This is a genomic window from Novosphingobium sp. NPDC080210 (assembly GCF_050281025.1).
GTDB lineage: Bacteria > Pseudomonadota > Alphaproteobacteria > Sphingomonadales > Sphingomonadaceae > Novosphingobium.
In genome coordinates, this window is the sequence record NZ_JBNNWL010000014.1 from 2501 (window position 1) to 5543 (window position 3043).

Consider the following 3043-nt stretch of genomic DNA (forward strand, 5'->3'; position numbering starts at 1 on the left):
TGAAGGACGTGGCACGCTGCGATAAGCGTCGGGGAGTTGTGAGCAAACTTTGATCCGGCGATTTCCGAATGGGGAAACCCACCTTCACCATTTCATTCTGGGTCCGTTTTGGCGGGTTCTGAGTGAGGTGGATAAGGTATCCCAAGTTGAATAAAATAGACTTGGTGAAGCGAACCCGGGGAACTGAAACATCTCAGTACCTGGAGGAAAAGACATCAACCGAGATTCCGTTAGTAGTGGCGAGCGAACGCGGACCAGGCCAGTGCCTCATCTTCAACTAGCAGAACACTTTGGAAAGAGTGGCCATAGCGGGTGACAGCCCCGTATGCGAAAGTGATGGATGAGGACTCGAGTAGGGCGGGACACGTGAAATCCTGTCTGAACATGGGGGGACCACCCTCCAAGCCTAAATACTCGTATGTGACCGATAGCGAACAAAGTACCGTGAGGGAAAGGTGAAAAGCACCCCGATGAGGGGAGTGAAACAGTACCTGAAACCGAATGCTTACAAGCAGTTGGAGCCCCATAGGGGGTGACAGCGTACCTCTTGCATAATGGGTCAGTGACTTAATTTATCGAGCAAGCTTAAGCCGTTAGGTGTAGGCGCAGCGAAAGCGAGTCTGAATAGGGCGACTGAGTTCGATGAATTAGACCCGAAACCCGGTGATCTAGGCATGACCAGGTTGAAGGTGCGGTAACACGCACTGGAGGACCGAACCGTTGAATGTTGAAAAATTCTCGGATGAGTTGTGTTTAGGGGTGAAAGGCCAATCAAACCGGGAAATAGCTGGTTCTCCGCGAAATCTATTGAGGTAGAGCGTCGAATATTTGCCGTTGGGGGTAGAGCACTGGATGGGTGCGGGGGTCGCGAGATCTACCAATCCTAACCAAACTCCGAATACCAACGAGTCTAGTTCGGCAGACAGACGGCGGGTGCTAAGGTCCGTCGTCAAAAGGGAAACAGCCCTAACCTACAGCTAAGGTCCCCAAGTCATCACTAAGTGGGAAAGCATGTGGGAATCCCAAAACAACCAGGAGGTTGGCTTAGAAGCAGCCATCCTTTAAAGAAAGCGTAACAGCTCACTGGTCTAAATAAGGGTTCCTGCGGCGAAAATGTAACGGGGCTAAAGTGATGCACCGAAGCTTAGGGTTCAGTCTTTGACTGAGCGGTAGCGGAGCGTTCCGTAAGCGAGTGAAGCGGGAGGGTAACCGACCGTGGACGTATCGGAAGTGCGAATGCTGACATGAGTAGCGACAAAGAGGGTGAGATGCCCTCTCGCCGAAAGACCAAGGGTTCCTGCTTAAAGCTAATCTGAGCAGGGTAAGCCGGCCCCTAAGACGAGCCCGAAGGGGGTAGTCGATGGGAACCACGTTAATATTCGTGGGCCTGGTGGTGTGTGACGGATCACGTGTGTTGTCTGACCTTATCGGATTGGTCAGGCTTCGAAGTGGTTCCAGGAAATAGCCCCACCGTATAGACCGTACCCGAAACCGACACAGGTGGTCAGGTAGAGTATACCAAGGCGCTTGAGAGAAGTATCCTGAAGGAACTCGGCAAATTGCCTCCGTACCTTCGGAAGAAGGAGGCCCCACTTCTGCGCAAGCAGTTGTGGGGGGCACAGGCCAGGGGGTAGCGACTGTTTAGCAAAAACACAGGACTCTGCTAAGTCGGCTTCAAGACGACGTATAGGGTCTGACGCCTGCCCGGTGCCGGAAGGTTAAGAGGAGGAGTGCAAGCTCCGAATTGAAGCCCCGGTAAACGGCGGCCGTAACTATAACGGTCCTAAGGTAGCGAAATTCCTTGTCGGGTAAGTTCCGACCTGCACGAATGGCGTAACGACTTCCCCACTGTCTCCAGGATATGCTCAGCGAAATTGAATTCTCCGTGAAGATGCGGAGTACCCGCGGTTAGACGGAAAGACCCCGTGCACCTTTACTGCAGCTTCAGAGTGGCATTAGGAAGAAATTGTGTAGAATAGGTGGGAGGCTTTGAAGCACTGGCGCCAGCTGGTGTGGAGCCATAATGTGAAATACCACCCTGTTTGTTTCTGATGTCTAACCTCGCGCCGTTAGCCGGCGTAGGGACCCTCTGTGGCGGGTAGTTTGACTGGGGCGGTCGCCTCCTAAAGAGTAACGGAGGCGCGCGATGGTAGGCTCAGGCCGGTTGGAAACCGGCTGTTAGAGTGCAATGGCATAAGCCTGCCTGACTGCGAGACTGACGAGTCGAGCAGAGACGAAAGTCGGTCATAGTGATCCGGTGGTCCCTCGTGGAAGGGCCATCGCTCAACGGATAAAAGGTACGCCGGGGATAACAGGCTGATGATTCCCAAGAGCTCATATCGACGGAATCGTTTGGCACCTCGATGTCGGCTCATCACATCCTGGGGCTGGAGCAGGTCCCAAGGGTTTGGCTGTTCGCCAATTAAAGTGGTACGTGAGCTGGGTTCAGAACGTCGCGAGACAGTTTGGTCCCTATCTGCCGTGGGCGTCGATACTTGAGAGGAGTTGCCCCTAGTACGAGAGGACCGGGGTGAACATGCCTCTGGTGTACCTGTCGTTCCGCCAGGAGCGCAGCAGGGTAGCTATGCATGGACGGGATAACCGCTGAAAGCATCTAAGCGGGAAGCCTCCCTCAAGATAAGGTATCTTCGAGTCGTGATAGACCATCACGTTGATAGGCCGGATGTGGAAGCGCAGTAATGTGTGGAGCTAACCGGTCCTAATAACTCTGATCATGCTTGATGAATCCCACCATCAATGACAGCCCTGCTGTCTGCGATTGTGGACGATATCAGCCAGATACGCCCTCAAAGCACACAACACAGTGCATCGATTAAAACCCGTGTCCGCCTGCCTTATTGCTTGGTGACCATAGCGTCAGTGACCCACCCGATCCCATCTCGAACTCGGCCGTGAAACCTGACTGCGCCGATGGTACTACCGCTCAAGCGTTGGAAGAGTAGGGCGTCGCCAGGCATTAAAGCCGGCGGGCACAGGAAAAAAACCCATTCACATGTTCTTGAAAAAGCCGCTGCCGGTCCGA

Annotated in this window: 2 rRNA genes (1 of these 2 only partly in view); both read left to right on the forward strand. The window is 53.7% G+C overall.

Annotated features, from left to right (window positions below):
* A 23S ribosomal RNA gene (locus tag ACQKOE_RS16485) occupies positions 1 to 2743 on the forward strand (it extends 49 nt beyond the left edge of the window).
* 118 nt (positions 2744 to 2861) lie between these two features.
* Positions 2862 to 2976: ribosomal RNA gene (rrf, locus tag ACQKOE_RS16490) — 5S ribosomal RNA — on the forward strand.
* Positions 2977 to 3043: the final 67 nt, after the last annotated feature.